The organism is Enterobacter soli ATCC BAA-2102 (assembly GCF_001654845.1).
Lineage (GTDB): Bacteria > Pseudomonadota > Gammaproteobacteria > Enterobacterales > Enterobacteriaceae > Enterobacter > Enterobacter soli.
The window spans coordinates 310618-329229 of record NZ_LXES01000040.1 but is presented as its reverse complement, the minus strand read 5'-3'; the positions used below and the strand labels follow the sequence as shown (position 1 = coordinate 329229).

Below are 18612 nucleotides of genomic sequence, written 5' to 3'. Positions count from 1 at the left end.
TCAGCACTGTCTGACCTGACGTAATTCAATAATTGCCTCAATCGGCATCGGCTGGCTGAACCAGAATCCCTGCAACTGATCGCAGCCAGCCAGCCGTAAGAGTTTCATCTGTTTTTCGTTTTCCACACCTTCCGCCACCACCGCCATCCCCAGAGCGTTAGCGATTCGCACCGTACCACTCACCAGCGCGGCGGCCTGTTCGTCGTTATCCACCAGCCCGGCCAGCGATTTGTCTATTTTGATGGTGTCAAAATTGAAACGGCGCAGATAGCCGATACTTGAATACCCCGTGCCAAAATCATCCAGTGCAACCGCCGTACCCAGCGCTTTCAGGTTAACTATTGCTGAACGCGCACGCTCCGGGTTTTCCAGGACGTAGGTTTCCGTCACTTCAAGCTGGAGTCGGTTCGCCGGGAAATGGGTGATATCCAGCACGTTGGCAACCTTATCTTCAAACTCAGGATCGCGGAACTGCGCCGGAGAGATATTGACGGATAATTTTAAATCACCAAAAGGCTCCAGATCGCTACAGGCCCGGTGCAGGACAAACTGGCCGAGCTTATAAATCAGGCCACTGGTTTCAGCAATCGTAATAAAGGCATCCGGGCCAAGTTCCCCTTGCGGGCGGCGTGGCCAGCGCACCAGCGCTTCGACGCTGGTCATTTTCTGGCTCCGCGCATCAATAATCGGCTGATACCAGACATCAAATTCATCGCGTTCAAGCCCGCCACGGATCTGGTCTTCAAGTGCCAGCTGCCGTTCCCGCGCGCTGTTGAGCTCTGCATCGTAGTGGGTGACCCGCCCTTTTCCAGTCATTTTGGCGTGATACATGGCAATATCGGCCCGACGGAACAGCTCGGAGCTGGTGCACTCAATCAGGGTTCCACTGGCGATCCCGATGCTGGCGCTGATATGGATGGTGCGATCCCCCAGGCGAATCGGGGCATTCAGGAAGTCGAGCACCGCCCCGGCAAACGCTGACGCCTGCGCCTCTGAGCGATCGCCGCCAATGGTCATGGCAAACTCATCGCCTCCCATACGCGCCAGCATCCCGCCAGGCGGGACTCGTTCACGCAGGGTTTTTGCAATGGCGATGATGAGATCATCACCCACGCTGTGGCCATAGATATCGTTCACATCTTTAAAGCCATCAAGATCGATAAACACCACGCTTTTCACGTCAATATCACCGCGCAGGCTGACCTGCTCCAGCGCTTCTATCAACGCGCGTCGGTTGGGTAAGTGGCTCAGCCAGTCCGTTCGTGCCACCAGCCGGGCCTGACTTTCCCCCCGGGCAAGCTTATACAGCCCCACACTACTCACCAGAATAAACAGTAAAATCAGGGCGGCGGCCAGAATGACGATTTGCGTGATGTCTGACGAGGCCGCCCTCGCCGCCTGCGCCCCCGGCAACCTCGCCTGCCAGTTGAGATAGCCCAAAAGCTCCCCGGCCGAACTGTTAAGCGGCATACTCATATCGTTGATTTTATTGGGCGTATAGTTGAGGCGGTCTATCTGAAACGTTGCCCCCAGATCGGACAAAATCTGGGGATTAAGATGACGGGTAATGACCAGATAACGCCGCATATCACCACTGACCTGGAGCGGCCCTACCATCGGGCGCACAAGCCCGATACCGATAAACGCCACGCCGTTGCGGGTACGGGTGATCCCGGCGTAAATATTCTTGTCTGAGGGTAATGCGCTGCGGTGCTCATCAATCAGCGCTTTCAGGCCTGAGCCAAAAAATGAGAGATCCTTTTCCGTAAAAGGCTGGCTCCGAAATGACCCCCACAGCACATTGAAATGTTCATCCAGTACAAATGTGCCGTCGTAGAGATTATTGATTTTAAACCCCGCGCCCCAGGTGCTATACAGCCATTCGGTATCCAGCTTAGGGCTATAAAGCTCACGCACGGCATCGTCCCAGACGGCATTATCGATCACCAGCGATGAGACACGATTAACGGAGGTCTGGATCGCCCCCTGAACCGAAAGCACGGTGCGGTGTTCATCAATTTCATTGGTTTTGGTGCTGATAAGATGAAGAGACAGGTAAAGCAACGCGACGACAGACACGATTAAGCCGATCCCCGCCATGAATATCATGACGAACAGCGTTTTTGCGGTGGGGATATTGCGCCAGCTTAAGGTGAGATGCATCAGCCATCCTCTTCAAAGTCATGCTTTTATAAGAGTAATACAGGCAGCGGATTTCGCTGCCTGTAAACGCTGGCTGTATTCGTCAGGCGAGTTTGATCATCACCATGCCTGCCAGCAATAGTGCCAACCCTATCCAGCCTTTGTTATTTAAACGCTGGCCGAAAAGGATCCAGCCGGCAGCAAGCGTTGCGGCGATACCAAACCCGCCCCACAACGCATAGGCCACAGACAAATCGATGCCTTTTACCGCCTGCGACAGCGCACTGAACGCGCCCAGTACGGCGGCAATGGACATCAGGCCGTAAAACTTACGGCGAAAACCATCGGAAAACTTCAGAAAGACGTTAGCCACAATTTCCAGCACAATGGCGAACGCCAGCCAGGCCGCGTGGATCCATTCAAACTGCTGCATGGGCCTTCTCCTTCTGCTGTTTTGTCGGTTTACGTGTACCCGATTTAATCAGCACAATCCCGGCAACCAGGGTCGTCAGTCCGGCAATTTTCATGGTTGATAATGCTTCGTCAAATAACATGACGCTGAACAGCGTAATCAACAAAATACCGACACCTTCCCACAATGCATAGGCCACACCCAGCGCGATTTTCTTTACCGCAAAGGACAGAAAAATATAGGAAAGTGTAATCATCACCAGCATTAAAATAAATCCGGTGTTACCATCACTGACACTTGCCCATTTCATAGACAAGGTACCGGTAATTTCAGCGACGATAGCCAGAGCTAATAAAATCCAGTAAAACATGTTCTTCTCCTGCTTGAGAATATAATCCATCGTGGCTCGCCTCAGACGGCAAACCAAAAAAATATGAAATTAAATCAGACAGCTAAGCGCATAGCGCCAGCTCAGGCAGAAGACGTGACTATAGTGCGGTGCGCCAGTGTTGCTCACCAGACAGAAGGCAGAGGGAGGTAGAAAATACAGCGGTGTTTTTTGAAATGTACGTCCTGAACAAATTGTCCATAAAATTACAATTATCCGCGATCTTGCTTCTCGTCTTTGCGGATGAAAATTGTCCTCGGTAGTTGAACACGCCTGATTTGTACCATAAGCCAGGAATTTACTCAAAGTCTTTTCATTTCTTTACCCACCCTGTTTGACCTTGGTTAGTTTATTGAATCGGCATTCGCATCTATTATAAATAAAAGAATTATTTCAGGAATTTCCATGGCTAAACCCATCATTACCCTGAACGGGCTTAAAATTGTCATCATGCTGGGCATGTTGGTGATCATTCTGACGGGCGTCCGTTTTGCGGCGGACATCATTGTGCCCTTTATTCTCGCGCTTTTTATTGCCGTAATCCTCAACCCGCTGGTTCAGCGCATGGTCCGGCTCCGCATCCCCCGCGTGCTGGCCATTACGCTTCTGATTGGCATCATCATTGTCGCCATGGTGCTGCTGGTGGCGTATCTCGGAACCTCCCTGAACGAGCTGGCACGTACGCTGCCTAAATACCGTTCATCACTGGTGATCCCGCTGCTGCAAATTGAGCCCTGGCTGCAACGTGCAGGTATTGAGGTGTCGGTTGAGGAACTACTGAAGTATATCGATCCCAATGCGGCCATGACCCTTGTCACCAGCCTGCTGGCGCAGCTTTCGAATGCCATGACGTCTATTTTCCTGCTGTTTTTGACGGTGGTTTTTATGCTGTTTGAAGTGCCGCAACTGCCAGCAAAACTGCAACAGATAATGATCCGTCCGGTGGAAGGCATGGGGGCTATCCAACGCGCGCTGGACAGCGTTTCGCACTATCTGGTGCTGAAAACAGCCATTAGTCTGATCACGGGGCTGGTTGTCTGGGGGATGCTCGTCGCGCTGGATGTCCGTTTTGCGTTTGTATGGGGGCTGCTGGCCTTTGCGCTTAACTATATTCCCAATATCGGCTCTGTACTGGCGGCTATTCCGCCCATCCTTCAGGTGCTGGTCTTCAGCGGGCTTTATGATGCGCTCATTTTACTGGCGGCCTATCTGGTGATTAACCTGGTCTTCGGCAACATACTGGAACCCCGAATGATGGGGCGCGGACTTGGGCTTTCCACCCTGGTGGTATTTTTGTCCCTGATTTTCTGGGGCTGGCTGCTCGGTCCGGTCGGTATGTTGCTTTCCGTACCGCTGACCATCATCGTGAAAATTGGTCTGGAGCAAACGGCGGGTGGGCAAAGCATCGCCATATTGCTCAGCGACATGAGCAATAAGTAAGCGTGGCCCCTGCCTGTCAGGGGCTTACAGGTTCATATCCAGCAGCGGTTTACTGACTCTTCCGGCCTGGCGGTAGCGCTGTAGCGCCGCCTGCCATTGCGTCAGAGGATAAACCGTGACATCGCTGTACTGACTTGCACACAGCATCGGCCAGATGTGCCGGAATTCCGCCTGCCACGCCTCCACACTCAGCGCATCAAGGTGATTGCGAATATGGAACCACTCCACGCGTGGAAGCGCCCGGCGCTGCCGGAACGTTTGCCCGCTGAGTAGGCCATAACAGACAAATATCCCCTCTTCGGGCATCAGGCTCAGAAGCGTTTCTGCCAGGCTGCCGCCCGTGGCATCGTACACCACGTCCGCACGCGCGGCGACGGCGGTCACCATCGCCGTATTACCTTGTTCTATCGGGATAATGCCCATCGCAGCTAGCCGTTCGCCATGAACAGGCGAGCGGTGAATACCGTATACCTCTTCCGCTCCGACACTGCGCGCCCACTGCCCAAGCAAAATGGCGCAATCCGAACCTGCTGCCGTTAGCAGCACCCGTTTCCCCTGCGGTGGATAGAGATTCAACATCATCCTGGCGGCCAGCGGGTTAATGTATGCCCGCGCGGCAAGGTGCGAGTGAACCTCGTCCGGTACCGGGATTGCATATTCCGCCGGGCAATCAACATACTGTTGCCAGGTACCTTGCCCCCGCAGCGGTAGCACGCGCTTGCCCAGAAGATGCGCGAACGCGGCAGGCGCTTCAGTCACTTCGCCAACCCCTTCATAACCCGCCACCGCCGGTAATGGCGTGCGGTGACGATAAGCACCGGTAATGGGGATAAGGTCGGAGGCATTGACCGGAGAATAGCGCATACGCACCCGAAGTTCGCCTGGCTTCAGTGCACCAGGCGCAGTGAGTTCAGGTTGCAGTACGGACGCAGGTTCGCCAAAACGGCGATACCAGAGAGCGAGGTTATTCATTGCGATCCCGGCCAATAGAGTCAGGCGGCAAAGCTTAGCGCTTCTGCTCTGGCAGATCACGAAAACATTCCTGAACAGCCCTCATTTCCTTATATGAGCTCTGCATTTTTTGTCATATTCAGTGACTACCGTACCACCGGCAAATCCGCATACTTTGTCGTATAAGACGGGGAGAGCATCTCACGTTTCATCGACCAGGCTTTCTCGCTCCCCTGCCCGGCAAACCAGACTTTCCCTTTCCCGGAATGGTTAAGCCTGTCTATCGCCTCCATCAACGCCATGCTATTGGCTCGCGGGCGGTTGTCATCGAACAAATTAAGCTGTGCGACCCCGCTACTGAAAAAGTCGGCCAGCATCACCCCTGCTTTCATATAGCGATATCCATCAAGCCATATCCGCTCTAACGCTTGCGTGGCGGCGCGGATGATATCGCGTGAGTCGTTGCTCGGCGTCATCAGGGTGACAGAAGCCTGATTGCCGTAATACACCTCATTATCCGCATGAGGACTGGTCCGCAGAAATACGCTGATGAAGCGACAATACTGGCGCTCGCCACGCAGTTTTTCCGCTGCGCGTTCGGCGTAAGCGCAAATCGCCTGATGCATCTCTACGTATTGCGTAATGCGGTGCCCAAAAGAGCGGCTACAGATGATTTGCTGCTTCGTGGGGGTAAATTCCTCCAGGCTAAGGCAACGCTCGCCGCGAAGTTCACGAACCGTGCGCTCCAGAACCACATTGAAATGCTTTCTTATTACCCACGAAGAGCTGTCGGCCAGCTCAAGCGCCGTGGTAATGCCCATCGCATTTAGCTTTTTGGTGATCCGCCGCCCAACCCCCCATACCTCTTCCACCGGCACTGCGCCCAGCAGCTTGCGCTGACGATCGTGGTCTGACAAATCAACAACGCCGCCCGTGCTGCGCCATTTCTTCGCCGCATAGTTCGCAAGCTTTGCCAGCGTTTTCGTCTGCGCAATCCCCACGCCCACCGTCAGCCCGGTATTTTTCAGTACCTGGTTGCGCATCTGATGCCCGAAAATATCCAGTGGCATACAGCTGTCGATGCCCGAGACATTCACGAACGCCTCATCAATGGAATAGATCTCTATCGCCGGGGAAAGATCGGTTAACGTCTGCATCACGCGGCTGCTGAGATCGGCATACAGCGCGTAATTCGAGCTAAACACGTAGACCCGCGACGGATAGCGTTTCTCTTTAAATTTAAAGTACGGCTCGCCCATTTTGATCCCCAGTTGCTTTGCCTCGCGTGAAAGCGAAATAATGCAGCCATCGTTATTGGACACCACCACAATGGGCTTTCCCTGAAGGTCGGGACGAAAAACCGTCTCACAGGACGCGTAAAAGCTGTTGACGTCAACAAGTGCGAACATGGTTATGCATTTCCGGATCACCCACGCGATGGCTTTTTACCCCGCCCGACTGTTTATGTGTTTTCAGCGTATGCGTCACCACGCCGAAGATTTGCAGCTCCTCTTCGGAGTGAAACGTAATAGGCTGATAGCGGGTATTGTGGGGAAGCAATCTTAAGACCGGCCGGGTTTGTAGCTCTTTTACCGTAAACTCTCCGTCCACCGCCGCCACGACAATGTCGCCATGTCCCGCCGTTAACGAACGATCGACCACCAGCAGATCGCCATCGCCGATCCCGGCCCCGATCATGGAATCCCCGCTGACTTTCACAAAATACGTTGCGCTGGGGTGTTTTACCGCCAGCTTATTCAGGTCGATACGGTCTTCAACGTAATCCTGTGCAGGGCTTGGGAAACCACAGGCAACGCGCTCCAGAAACAGCGGTAATTCCATGTCCTGCCGGGGATAATACGAAAAGAGAGTGCTCATAATTACCTTTCCTGCCATATACTGTATATAAATACAGTATTACGGGTTATGGGTAAGGATCAAGGCACTTTCCGGGAGATCGCGCAAACACGTTGATGTTTGGAGGGATTTAATTCTGCACCTCACCCGGCCGGTTACTCCACCATGACTTTCACGTTAGGTTTGGATAACAAGATTTTTATCAGCCCGGTGAACGGAACAGGCTTAAAGAAGTAGTACCCCTGCTGGAAGACAATATTATTCCGGTTGAGGTAATCAAGCTGCGCTTTGGTTTCCACGCCTTCGGCGACAATACTTATCGAGAGCTTACGCGCCAGATCCAGCACGCAATCCAGGATCCGGGTGGATTCCTCATGCTCATTGACCCGGCTGACAAAGCTATGGTCAATCTTGATGTAATCGATATGCAGATCGTGCAGATAAGAGAGCCCTGAATACCCGGTTCCGAAGTCATCCAGCGCGATGGCAAAACCATTTTCGTGCAGCGCATTCAGGGTATGGACCAGGCGTTCGTCAATATCCAGCGGTTCACGCTCTGTGACTTCAACCACCAGGTTTAAATCTTTGCGCTCAAAGCGGCTTTTGTAGTCCAGGCACTCATCCACAAAGGTGGGCATGGCAATATGGGATGCGCTGAAGTTAATCCCCACATGAAAACCTTCCGGCAGCTTGCTGGAAATGGCGTTCATCTGCATGACCACCTGTGCCATCAGGCTGCGCGTCAGCGGCACTATCAGGCCGGATTTTTCAGCAAGCGGGATAAACGAGGCCGGGGAAATATAGCCCGCTTTCGGGTGTTTCCATCTCGCCAGTACCTCCACGCCCCGCAGGGTGCCCTCACGGCCATTAACAACGGGCTGATAAAACGGGATGATCTCCCCCTTTGCGATGGCGCGCTGTAGCGATTCTTCAGGCGGCGTACTTTTATTCAGATACTTATACAGGGCGTAAGCGCCAAGACAGGCGATCAGCAGTAAAAAAAGCAGGATGCCCGCCCCCTGGCTTACCAGCCTCTGCACGCTGAATAACGGAGGATAGTTGTACTCGATACTGTAGGGGTAATTTTTGGCGTCAAGCCGCCCGACATGCTTACCTTTATCGTTTACCGGTGTAGCATCACCAGACAGGCCAAGCACGGTGTCGCCGACCCTTAACCGGTAACTGATGCCTTTTATCGAAATACCCAGGGCGTCGCGGATATGGCGATCGCTGACCGTGATCCCAATACGGCTGCCATCAGATACCGTCTGGTACAGCAGTACGGGCAAACCATTTACCGCCTCTTTTGCTGGCAGCAGCATCAACGGCGAATCAGGTAATATCATCACGTTAACCAGCAGCACACGGTTATCCGGCAGGGATGAACACACAATTTGCCCATGCGTGAGAATAAAAATAGTCCTGAGATGAGGTTGTAGCGCCGCCTCGGTGCCCAGCCGGTATTGCCCTTCCTCATCACAGCCTGCCGCGGCGACATTCATCGCTATCCGGGTGGAACGCTGCGCTTCACCCAGGATCGTATTCATATTCTTTACGACAAACTTCGCCCCCGTCATGCTGTCGGCCCGTGCGGAATACCAGAGTTGGGTATTCAGAATAAAAATACCCATGATAAACAGGGCCAGAGCGGCAGCAACAGGGACAAGAATATGGCGCATTAACGTCTCCTGGGCACAAGTGAGTACGATGACGCTGACGGCATTTACGGCGCTTAATGGTGTAAGTACAAAGAGCATGGTCGACAAAAGAAAAAATAACCATGCTCCCTCAATCAGTTCTCCAAAAATTGTTTAGCAGGTGAACGCTTTATCCTTCGCCAGGAAGAAAGGCCGTAAATAAGCAACGGCACTGGAAAGCGGGATCACATCCGCGCTCAGTTCAATCTTAATCACGTCCTTAAGATAACGCTTACGGGTTTCAATTCTTGCCCATAGCTCAGGGTAAGCGCGTTTGATCTCGTCCTGGAGCGCGAAATCCGCCAGCGCAACGCTCTCCTCGGCGCTGGTGCCGGTATAACCCGGTACTGACGGAATAATATCAATCTGCAAAATCATTCCGCTTTTCAGGGTTTGCATCGAATGTTTATAAATGGGCGATGACATCCACTCTTCATCGGCGCTGAGATGCCCGGGATTCAGGTGCCAGCCATATTTTTCTTTTGGCAGGACGGACTCCATCAGGGAATACATCTCCCCGCCTTCCATGCCAATTCTGATATTTTCAAGCCAGGTCACTACGCCCGCAAAATACGGTTTTGCCACGCGTTCAAGATAATCTTTCTGTGTATCGGGCAACTCACTTTCGCTGGCAATCACAAAACCGGTACGGCTGGATAATCCACCTTTAAACCCGGTGGTCATGGACAGCGGCTGGCCTCTTTGCAGCGGTTTATGCGTGGGATAAAGATTGGCTTTTTCAAAACGCTGGCCCGATGCGGCAATGGTCACCACCGTATTGTACTGCCCTTCCGCCGTCAGATACGCCCCTAACGCTGCCTCACTCATTCCCGGCTCCACCGCGTTCATGGCATTCAGGATGCAGTTCGACGCCAGATTCGCACCATATTCATAATGGGCGATTTCATTGGCATTGTTGGTTGTCCGCGCGCCGTTGTCTCCGTCAATAAACAGATGCGCGGCATTTTCAGACACCGCCCCGGCAGAGAGACTGTTTTTAATGGCATCGACAATAAACCAGGGTAAATCGAAAAGCTGTTTATTATCCACCTGGCCAGACGTAAACATTTTCCAGCCCACAACCCCCACGCGGTGCATATCGCCCAGGCCCGACTCGGCGAATAACACCTCGAGCGGTTTTTCGTTATCCATTGGCTGATTCGGTAATGAGAAATACGGGCTGTGTTTAAGCGTGACCGGAATACGGGAATGGGCGGCCATTTTCAGGTTTTCATTACCGAGAATAACGGTTGCGGCGCCATCTTTCGCCAGCACCAGCAGCCCCTCTTCAAAGCGGGGAATAAATCCTGTCAGGTATTCAAAGTTACTGCCGTGCTCTTTGTCGGCATAAATAATGAGGGCGTCGTACCCCTCAGCGGCCATTCGTGCCAGAAGCTTATCTTTACGCTCCTGCATAGTGGCATCGGTCAGGGGAACGGGCGCGACGCCCGAAAATTGGTGTGGAGCAACCGTCGTCTGAAGCTGAAGCGCACTAAAATCCATGTGTTTGACCTCACATTCTGATGGGGAACCCTCGCGTCATCATCAGGCCAGCAGCTCGGTAATACAGTCCGAACTGAGTTGTACCAGCCCTTTCACGCCATAGTGATATCCCGTTTTATCATGCCGGATACGGATCTCGCGAATATGCTGGTCAGGGGTGTTATCAAGCATATCCTGTACCCGCGGTAATACCTCGTCGCCGTAATCCTCAAACAGCTCACCGGTAGCAATCGCCAGTTTGATGTTATGGATCGGCGCAGTACAACAGATAGCAAAATAGAGCGCCCGGGCCGTCGTTTGTACGGTTTCGGCTTTATTCTCTTCTTTCACATTAAAGGCTTGTTCAATGCCACCTTCATAAGGCAGATGGACAATTTCAGGGTAAAAACCGTTTTCGCCAAGTCCCGGCTCGCCGTTGGTGCAGTAACCATACCCCAGGCTGCCAAAACCGGGCATAAATGCCACATAGGACAGCCCCGGCGAACGCTTCGCCAGCAGATAGTTGGTGCAATGGGCAATATTGTAAATCCGGGTGGTGATACCGACATGTTCCTGAATACGCGCCATCAGGTTAACGTTAGTGTCGGTAAATAACGGGCAATAACGCACCACGCCGGTGAAATGTTCAATACCGCCCTGCAATGCCACGCTGACGACGTTAATGCGGGATTGCGCAATCCCCGCCGCCTCGCAAAGCGCCTTAATGCCTTGCGCAATCAGCATGACCAGCTCGTCTGGTGTCATGGACTCCGGCAGCGAAAATTGATGGCTGGCCAGCGCATCACGCTGGGTATTGTAGTCATTCAGCGTGCCCTGAAAACTGCCCTTACGCAGCATGATATTCACGCTGAAGGCACAACCGCCCTTCACGGCCAGCAACTGCTGTGGGCGGCCAAAGGTAATATCTTTAATTTCCCGCTCCTCTATCAGCCCTTCCTGCAAAAGCTGCGAGGTCAGTTTGGTGATATAGGCTTTGGTCACACCCACCCGGCGGGTCATTTCCGCGCGAGACTCATGCTCGCTGTGCAAAATATTGAGGATCTGCTTTTTATAGTCCATGTCGTTTCGCCTCCGCCCGACCGGTTTCGTCCTGTGCGCGCATCATAACATCTCTCGTTTTCTGTTCATCCAGCCGGTAAAACCGCAGGATACCTGCCGTCAGGAACAGGCAACAGGCTGGTAACCAGATATACAGCACTCTGAATGCCGGAAGCTGTTCCGGCATTGCCGCCGTCGCATTGTCCGGCTGATAGCCAAACCAGGCCAGAATGTAGCCCATCAGCGCCCCGCCCACGGCCATGCCCGCTTTGGTGGAAAACAGCATCCCACCGCCAATCATGCCGTTAATGCGCACACCGAAACGATAAAAACCGTAGTCAGCAACATCGGCGACGCTTGCCCACAGGATCACCGCAATCAGCTCGGCCATCAGGGTGGCAGAGACAAAGAGCCACAGATGCGGCCAGACGGCGCTGGCTGGTGTAAAGCCCATCGCCAGCGTGATGACCGCGCTGGCAAGCTGGCTGTATACCAGCAGCGGGATGCGTTTTATGCGCCCGTGCCGCAGCAGATACCCGGTCACCAGCGGGGCGACAATACCGGCCACCGAGGCGGCCGTCAGCATCAGGCTTAAAAAGGTGGCGGGCATCTGGAGCACATACTTCACAAAATAGGCGGCCGCACCAAACTTTAGCGTATTCATCACCATAACAACGGCCTGAGCAGCAAACAGAATCAGGGCCTGGTCATTTTGCAGCAGGTGGCGAAACTGCTCACGTACCCCGATCGTCGGCACGCTTTGCGGGGGAACGCGCTCCTGGGTATTGAAATAACAAATCAGCACCAGCAGCGTGGACAGCACGCCAATGCCGCACATCACCGCCCGGTATCCCAGGATGTCGTTATCAAACAGCGCAATAAGTACCGGAACGAACAGCGAACAGAGCAGATAAGCCAGTTTGGCAAGCGGGAAGCGGATCGCGTTGATTTGAATGCGTTCGTCGCTATCCACTGACATCGCCCCGAGGAGCGACACATATGGCACCACCACCAGACTGAAACTGAGCACCAGCGCCATGTACGTCACATAGGCGTAAACGATACGCCCTGTCGCGCTCAGTTCCGGTGAGAAAAAGACGGCGGCACAGCTCAGACCATAAGGAAGGGCAAACCAGAGTAGCCAGGGGCGATAACGCCCGCGCGGGGAACGGGTTCGGTCGGCCAGCAGGCCAATCAGGGGGTCGCCAATGGCATCGATAAAACGCGCCAGCAGAAACAGGCTGCCCATTGCCACCGGGCTAAGCCGAAACACATCGGTGTAGTAAATGGACAGGAACATCATCGTCATGCCCATAAAGATATTCGCTGAGGTATCTCCCAGCCCGTAGCAGAACTTCTCTCGCAGAGTGATGGCGGGTGCAAGAGCGGTTTTCATCATGGGTTCACCGACAATATTAACGATAACGCGAAATCGGGTGCCCACCGGCACCCGACATCACTAATACCCGAATTAATTGACGGAAACAATAATACGACGATAAGAGGTTAACGACGGTTTGCCGTTATCCGTGACGGCCAGGATCAGGTGTTCCGTTCCGGTACGCAGGGCTTTCACTTGCACGCTCTGTTTGCCATTTTCACCCAGGGTCAGCACCGCTGGCGCATTGAGATTGTCTTCCCCGCGACGCCCCTGAACGTCTTTGACCGCCACCGGCTGCGAGCTTGCTGAACCTGCTTCCGGATACAGGAACCAGTTATAGCTGAGCTTATCGCCGTCAGGATCTTTGCCGCCTGCGGCATCGACCGTCAGCGTGTCTCCGGCTTTCGCCTTAAGATAAACCACCTGCTGTCCCGCCTGACCGTTCACCACGACTTCCGGGTTGTGATTGGCATGAGCGTAGTCTTTGATGCCCCACTCCATACGGGCAGCAAAATCATGCTGGAAAGCTTCGCGCCAGCGCCAGATGGTCGCCTGATTCGAGGTGTATTGTTTCCCGTCTTTGCCGATCACCGTATCGGCGGCATTCGGGTTGCCCGGATAGAAGTCACCGCCGCTGCTCCAGATAGGGTGCGTTTCATGCTGCGGCTGGCGCACAATGTAACGCCCTCCCCAGCCGCCCCAGCCCGGGTTTCGTTCGCTGTTTAAACCATTACGGATAAGGCCGAGGAACGACGGCGTATCCCCTTCCATAATGAACATGTACTTCAGGTAGCCTTTACCCATTGGCCCTTTGCCGCGGATATTTTCATCCAGCCAGTGCTGGGACACGGTCGTAAAATCGGCACCTGGCGCATTACGGTAATACTGGTCGCCGCTGATACCAGTCCAGGTCGCACGCGCGTAATCTTCGCCATTCTGGCTGGACGGATCGACGATCCAGGTCATTTCCGGGTAATGTTCACGGATCCAGAACCCGGCATCATCCTGATCGGAAATGGAATACGCCACCAGGTTGCGGGTCAGCGACTGAACAACATCAGCAGGATGTTTTTTAGCGAGATCCTGGAGTGCCTGCGCAAGTGTATTCGCCCCGCCCCACAGGGTAATAAACAGCGGGTGATCTGCATCGGTACTTTTCTCAATGGCTTTCACCAGCAGATCGGAACCGGCGGTGTTTTTACCTTCACCGGTTGCCGCCATACCGTAGCTGGCGAGGCCCGGTGCCACCACAGACTGAAGCTGAGATACCGTCGGGAACCCGGCCGCATGTTTCAGCAGGTTCGGTTGCACTTCACCATAGTGACCCACAACAAGGTCAATCATATCGGTGTGCACTTTTTCGCGCTGCCAGGTGGAGGTGGTCGCCACCAGCCCCTCAACGTTCATCTCATTTGAGTACAGTAAAAAACGCGTCAGGGACATCTGATCGTCGGGTTCATTACCGATGTCAGTCAGGACAAAGACGCGCGGTTTTTCCTGATAAGGCAGCACTTTACCGGCCGCTTGCGCGATCGCCGTTTCTGCCCCAATGGCCAGCGGAGCGGCAAATGCCATGACCCCTGCCATTGCCAGCAATACCCCTTTCGCGACCTTATTGATTTGTTGGTTCACCATGTTGTTCTCACTTTTTTGCTATAGACCGAATGCCTTCAACATAGTTAACACAGGAAACAAAGTAAAAAAGAAAAGATCGATTCTGTGATGACAGCGGAATTTTTAGCGCCACCAGAGCCGGCGCTAAAAAGCCACTTCACAAGCACTTAACGATCACTTTTTGGTGACTTAAATCAAAAGAAATAAAATATTGAAGGTAACTAAAGAATCACTGTGTATTGACTTAAAAAATACTCTGGAGCATATTTCATAGCACGAATTAACAAAAAAATTTTGGAGGACGTTTTCTATGCCATCCCGTGATTATCCGGACAAACGCACTGCTCGCGGTTTAGCAAAGGATGCTGCTCTGAAGATGTTAAGTGCCAGAGTAGAAACAGACTTAATGGAGTATGTCAGGATCACGGCGTATGAAACGCGCAAGAGCAAGCAGGAGATTGTGGCAGAAGCGTTAGCACTTCACCGGAAAAATCGCCGGGCAGAAGCCACCTCCGAACAGGCGTAAAAGTGTAAGACATGTTGCAATAAAAAAAGCCCGAAAGTTGCTTCGGGCCTTTTCGCGCTTACGCCACCAGCGCATTCAGCGTGTTGATTGCCTCAGCCGGCAGCACCAGATCCGCCGCAGCCAGGTTTTGCTGCAAATGCGCCACGGAAGAGGTCCCCGGGATCAGCAGAATATTCGGTGAACGTTGCAGCAACCAGGCCAGCGCCACCTGCATCGCCGTTGCCCCCAGCGAATCCGCAACCGCCTGAAGACCGGAAGATTGCAGTGGCGTAAAACCGCCCAGCGGGAAGAATGGCACCCAGGCAATCCCCTGCCGGGCAAGCGCATCCACCAGAGCATCATCCCCGCGATTCACAATGTTGTACATGTTCTGCACGCAGACCACCGACACCATTTTCTGCGCTTCGGCGACCTGAGCGGCGGTCACATTGCTCAACCCGATATGGCGAACCAGCCCCTGCTGTTGCAGTTCCGCGAGCGTGGTCAGCGGTTCGGTAATCGAGCCTTCAGCCGGACCGTGAGCGCTGAACATGATCCGCAGGTTCACCACGTCCAGTACATCCAGTTTGAGGTTACGCAGGTTATCATGCACCGCCTGCGTCAGCTCCTGGGCCGAAAATGCCGGGAGCCAGGCGGCGTCATCACCCCGCCGCGCCCCAATTTTAGTCACAATCGTAAGGTTATCCCGGTACGGATGAAGCGCCTCACGGATAAGCTGGTTAGTGATATGCGGGCCGTAAAAGTCACTGGTATCAATATGATCCACACCTGCTTCCACGGCTTCGCGCAGCACCGCCAGCGCGGCGTTTTTGTCCTTCGGCGGGCCGAATACGCCAGGCCCGGCAAGCTGCATCGCACCATAGCCGAGTCGTTTAACCGTACGCGTCCCGAGCGTGTACGTCCCGCTTTTCTCAATACTGCTCATGTCTACCTTCCTCATAAAAATGATCCGGATTTACAACAGGTTCCAGAATGGAACAATTAGTTAAGCAATAGTTAAATTAAAGTTTAGTTTCGTTGCGTCGATAGTATTTGGGCAACCCCTGCACCTATAACGGACGACCGCTATGCTGAAAAATCTGCACGTGATTACCGGTATTCTCTTTGCTCTCACCATATTCTGTCTGCTGCAAGTTGTCACGGGAGGCTTGTTCTACTCTGCCGTCAGCAACGATCGCCATAACTTCCAGAACTCGGGGATGCTCAATGCCCAGCAGGAAAGCCTGAGCGACAGCGTGAATACGTTGGTGAAAACCCGCGTAACCGTCACCCGTGTGGCGATCCGCTACCTGAAAAACCAGCGCGATCCCGCGTCCCTCGCCGCCATTAACAAACTTCTGGGTACGGCCAGTACGTCATTAGGCAACGCAGAAACCTATTACAGCGCCTGGCAGAAAATGCCGCAGGTTAGCGGACAAAACGCCGCGTTAACCGAAGAGATGCAGAAAGCCTGGAGCCAGATGCATGAAGTGATGCGCCTGTCGATTGAATATCTGCGTGACGATAACTATCAGGCTTATGGCGACCTGGATGCCCAACAGGCACAGGACAATATGGAAGCGGTCTATAACCGCTGGCGTGCTGAAAACAACACCTTGCTCAAAGCCGCTGCTGAAGAGAACCAGAGCAGCTTTACCCATATGCAGTGGACACTGGCGGCTATTTTCCTCGCCGTGGTTGCCGTGCTGGTGATTATCTGGCAGGGCCTGCAACACCTGCTGTTAAAACCGCTGAAGATCATTATGAACCATATTCGCACCATCGCAGGTGGCGATCTGACGCATAACATCACCCTGGGTAGCCGTAACGAAATGGGCCAGCTGGCGGTGGGTCTGCACGAAATGCAGCAGTCGCTGGTCAGCACGGTCAGCGCCGTACGCGGCAGTACCGACTCGATTTACACTGGCGCAGGTGAAATTGCCGCCGGGAGCAATGACCTGTCTGCCCGTACCGAGCAGCAGGCGGCCTCGCTGGAAGAAACCGCCGCCAGCATGGAAGAGTTAACCGCAACGGTGAAACAGAACTCCGATAACGCGCGTCAGGCCACGTTACTGGCGAAAAACGCCTCCGAAACTGCCGCGCGCGGTGGTCAGGTGGTGGATAACGTGGTGCGCACCATGACCGAGATTTCTGACAGTTCACAGCAAATTGCCCACATTACTGGCGTTATCGACAGCATTGCCTTCCAGACCAATATTCTGGCGCTCAACGCGGCGGTTGAAGCGGCACGTGCTGGCGAACAAGGACGTGGTTTTGCCGTAGTCGCCGGAGAAGTGCGCACCCTGGCCAGCCGCAGTGCGCAGGCGGCAAAAGAGATCAAAGGGCTTATCGAAAACTCCGTCAGCAGGGTCAACACCGGCTCTGAGCAGGTCAGCGAAGCTGGCGAAACCATGCGCGAGATCGTCGCCGCCGTCACCCGTGTGACCGACATTATGGGCGAAATTTCATCGGCTTCTGATGAACAAAGCCGGGGTATTGAGCAGGTCAGCCTCGCGGTTTCGCAGATGGACAGCGTGACGCAGCAAAACGCCGCCCTGGTACAGGAATCTGCAACCGCAGCCGCAGCGCTGGAAGATCAGTCCGAGCAGTTGCGCCAGGCCGTTGCCGCATTCCGTCTGAATGCCAAAGACCAGGCCGCGGCACCACGCCCGAAGAATGTGAAAACACCGCAGCTGTTACGCCCGGCAACCGCCACGGCAAGCGTGGCAGACGGCAACTGGGAAACCTTTTAAGGTATACGCGGGCGATGAGATCGCCCGCTATTTTACGTAGGCGCTAATATCCGGGACCTGTGCCAGCAGGAACGCGCACAGCGTCGCTATCCCCTGCTGTTTTGGGCTGTTTTCCGGCCAGACCAGATAATAGCCATCACCGGTGTTAATCGCCTGGCTAAATGGCATCACCAGTAACCCGTTTTCCAGCGCCGGAAGGCTTAGCGTTACATCCCCTACCGAAACGCCATGTCCACCAACGGCCGCCTGATTTCCCTGATCCAGGGTATCGAAAACCTTTCCTTTGCTGATATCCGGCATGGCCTCAGGCGAACACACTTTAAGCCAGCGCCGCCAGTCCCGGCGATCCGGTGACGGATGGATCAGCTCACAGGTCTGGAGACTGTCTCTGGCCTTATCCACCAGCCCTGGCGCGCAAACCGGGGCAAGCCATTCGTCAAACAGCAGCTGTGAACATGTCTGCTCCCCAAACTGGCCGTTGCCAAGCAAAATTGCGCAGTCGAACGGCTCCTGATGAAAATCGACTTTATCAACATCCATCCAGACGCTAGAAACACTCACCTCCGGTGTTGAGTATTTCTCAACAAATACCTTCATGGTATTCAGCAGCCAGTTCAGCGTCAGGGTTGAAGGCGCTTTTAAGCGCAGCGCGTGTCGGGTAGCCCGAAATGCGTCGCAGGCGCTCTCCAGAGTGGCGAACCCCTGCCTCAGCTGGCTGGCTAATGCGCGCCCGGCATCGGTCAGCTCTACAGCCGGTCCTTTGCGCACGAATAGCTGACACTGAAAACTCTCCTCCAGCGTGCGGATATGTCTGCTGACGGCGCCAGGCGTGACGTGCAGCGTTTGCGCGGCCCGGGTGAACGAACCATACAGGGCGGCGACATCAAATGCCCGTAGCGCATACAAAGGGGGAAGTGGTGATGGCATCGCA

The 18612-nt window shown here is 54.0% G+C and carries 17 protein-coding genes; 3 read left to right on the top strand and 14 right to left on the bottom strand.

Annotated features, from left to right (window positions below):
* The 4 genes from M987_RS15495 to M987_RS25290 all read right to left on the bottom strand — a co-directional run bounded on the left by M987_RS15495 (window position 1) and on the right by M987_RS25290 (window position 3213).
* A complete protein-coding gene (locus M987_RS15495) occupies window positions 1-2163 on the bottom strand; it encodes a bifunctional diguanylate cyclase/phosphodiesterase (RefSeq protein WP_014070041.1) in 2163 nt (720 codons plus the stop codon).
* 82 nt (window positions 2164-2245) lie between these two features.
* A complete protein-coding gene (mdtI, locus tag M987_RS15490) occupies window positions 2246-2575 on the bottom strand; it encodes a multidrug/spermidine efflux SMR transporter subunit MdtI (protein ID WP_014070040.1) in 330 nt (109 codons plus the stop codon).
* On the bottom strand, window positions 2562-2924 hold the full coding sequence (mdtJ, locus tag M987_RS15485) for a multidrug/spermidine efflux SMR transporter subunit MdtJ (protein ID WP_041162051.1): 363 nt from the start codon (window positions 2922-2924) through the stop codon (window positions 2562-2564). Before mdtJ ends, mdtI begins: the two co-directional genes overlap by 14 nt.
* 118 nt (window positions 2925-3042) lie before the next feature.
* Window positions 3043-3213, bottom strand: a complete 171-nt coding sequence (locus M987_RS25290; protein ID WP_014070038.1) for a protein YdgV — start codon at window positions 3211-3213, stop codon at window positions 3043-3045.
* Between the two features lie 134 nt (window positions 3214-3347).
* On the opposite strand from M987_RS25290, the gene M987_RS15480 reads away from it, so the two are divergent.
* Entirely contained in the window at window positions 3348-4382 is a 1035-nt protein-coding gene (locus tag M987_RS15480) for an AI-2E family transporter (RefSeq protein ID WP_014070037.1), read from the top strand.
* 24 nt (window positions 4383-4406) lie between these two features.
* Here the strand turns inward: M987_RS15480 and M987_RS15475 are convergent, their stop codons facing one another.
* From M987_RS15475 to M987_RS15440, 8 genes are all read right to left on the bottom strand, one after another.
* Entirely contained in the window at window positions 4407-5354 is a 948-nt protein-coding gene (locus tag M987_RS15475; protein ID WP_014070036.1) for a zinc-dependent alcohol dehydrogenase family protein, read from the bottom strand.
* Window positions 5355-5479: 125 nt separating this feature from the next.
* Entirely contained in the window at window positions 5480-6742 is a 1263-nt protein-coding gene (gene umuC, locus M987_RS15470; RefSeq protein ID WP_014070035.1) for a translesion error-prone DNA polymerase V subunit UmuC, read from the bottom strand.
* On the bottom strand, window positions 6726-7211 hold the full coding sequence (gene umuD / locus M987_RS15465; protein ID WP_014070034.1) for a translesion error-prone DNA polymerase V autoproteolytic subunit: 486 nt from the start codon (window positions 7209-7211) through the stop codon (window positions 6726-6728). The genes umuC and umuD overlap by 17 nt, the downstream gene beginning before the upstream one ends.
* A gap of 134 nt (window positions 7212-7345) precedes the next feature.
* The gene (locus M987_RS15460) at window positions 7346-8869 is read right to left on the bottom strand and encodes a cyclic diguanylate phosphodiesterase (RefSeq protein ID WP_014070033.1); all 1524 of its coding nucleotides are present in this window, start codon (window positions 8867-8869) and stop codon (window positions 7346-7348) included.
* A gap of 132 nt (window positions 8870-9001) precedes the next feature.
* The gene (locus M987_RS15455; protein ID WP_014070032.1) at window positions 9002-10390 is read right to left on the bottom strand and encodes a M24 family metallopeptidase; all 1389 of its coding nucleotides are present in this window, start codon (window positions 10388-10390) and stop codon (window positions 9002-9004) included.
* A 42-nt stretch (window positions 10391-10432) separates the two neighbouring features.
* Window positions 10433-11449, bottom strand: a complete 1017-nt coding sequence (locus M987_RS15450; protein ID WP_014070031.1) for an ROK family protein — start codon at window positions 11447-11449, stop codon at window positions 10433-10435.
* Window positions 11439-12827, bottom strand: coding sequence for an MFS transporter (locus M987_RS15445; protein ID WP_014070030.1), 1389 nt, complete (start codon window positions 12825-12827; stop codon window positions 11439-11441). The genes M987_RS15450 and M987_RS15445 overlap by 11 nt, the downstream gene beginning before the upstream one ends.
* Window positions 12828-12899: 72 nt before the next feature.
* On the bottom strand, window positions 12900-14444 hold the full coding sequence (locus M987_RS15440) for a DUF1593 domain-containing protein (RefSeq protein ID WP_014070029.1): 1545 nt from the start codon (window positions 14442-14444) through the stop codon (window positions 12900-12902).
* 289 nt (window positions 14445-14733) lie between these two features.
* Between M987_RS15440 and M987_RS15435 the strand changes: the two genes are divergently transcribed.
* Window positions 14734-14949 carry a hypothetical protein gene (locus M987_RS15435; protein ID WP_014070028.1) on the top strand — a complete coding sequence of 72 codons (216 nt, stop codon included), beginning with the start codon at window positions 14734-14736 and terminating at the stop codon, window positions 14947-14949.
* Window positions 14950-15007: 58 nt separating this feature from the next.
* Here M987_RS15435 and M987_RS15430 read toward each other — a convergent pair whose 3' ends face one another.
* Window positions 15008-15874, bottom strand: coding sequence for an aldo/keto reductase family oxidoreductase (locus M987_RS15430; protein ID WP_014070027.1), 867 nt, complete (start codon window positions 15872-15874; stop codon window positions 15008-15010).
* A gap of 142 nt (window positions 15875-16016) precedes the next feature.
* On the opposite strand from M987_RS15430, the gene tcp reads away from it, so the two are divergent.
* Window positions 16017-17681 carry a methyl-accepting chemotaxis citrate transducer gene (gene tcp, locus M987_RS15425; RefSeq protein ID WP_014070026.1) on the top strand — a complete coding sequence of 555 codons (1665 nt, stop codon included), beginning with the start codon at window positions 16017-16019 and terminating at the stop codon, window positions 17679-17681.
* Between the two features lie 27 nt (window positions 17682-17708).
* Here tcp and M987_RS15420 read toward each other — a convergent pair whose 3' ends face one another.
* Complete coding sequence (locus tag M987_RS15420) at window positions 17709-18608, bottom strand: LysR family transcriptional regulator (RefSeq protein WP_014070025.1); 900 nt, start codon at window positions 18606-18608, stop codon at window positions 17709-17711.
* Window positions 18609-18612 lie beyond the last annotated feature (4 nt).